This is a genomic window from Pseudundibacterium arcticum, assembly GCF_042646465.1.
Taxonomy (GTDB): Bacteria; Pseudomonadota; Gammaproteobacteria; order Burkholderiales; family Burkholderiaceae_D; genus Undibacterium_A; species Undibacterium_A arcticum.
Genome location: NZ_JBHRTP010000130.1, coordinates 1 through 533 on the forward strand (window position 1 = coordinate 1; position 533 = coordinate 533).

Sequence of the window (533 nt, forward strand, 5' to 3'; positions counted from 1 at the left end):
TGTTCCAGCGCCTGCTGGCCGGGCAGTGGCTGCGCGAAAAACAGAATGTGCTGCTCACCGGCCCGACGGGTGTCGGAAAGACTTGGCTCGCGTGCGCGTTGGCCCACCAGGCCTGCCGGCAGGGCTATAGCGCCTACTACGTTCGCCTGCCGCGCCTGCTCGACGAGCTGAGCATCGGTCGTGCCGACGGTCGTTACAGCAAGTTGCTCAAGCAGCTCGCCAAGGTCGACGTCCTGACGATCGACGACTGGGGACTGGCAGTGCTCGACGACGTGCACCGCCGCGACCTGCTGGAGGTGCTGGACGACCGCCACAACGCGCGTTCGACCATCGTGACCAGCCAGCTTCCGGTGGACCACTGGCATGCCGCCATCGGCGACGCCACGCTGGCCGATGCCATCCTCGACCGCCTGGTGCACAACGCGCATCAGCTGACGCTGAAGGGCGAATCACTACGTAAAAAGCGTAGTCGATTGACAAACCAGCTCGCTCAGGAGTAAAACCCAACTTCGACCCCGCGTCGTCGCGCCCGA

Annotated in this window: 1 protein-coding gene; it reads left to right on the forward strand. The window is 64.7% G+C overall.

Annotated elements, in window-relative coordinates:
• The coding region (gene istB, locus ACFOFO_RS26475) for an IS21-like element helper ATPase IstB (protein WP_390333557.1) at positions 1–500 on the forward strand (500 nt) is incomplete at its 5' end.
• Positions 501–533: the final 33 nt, after the last annotated feature.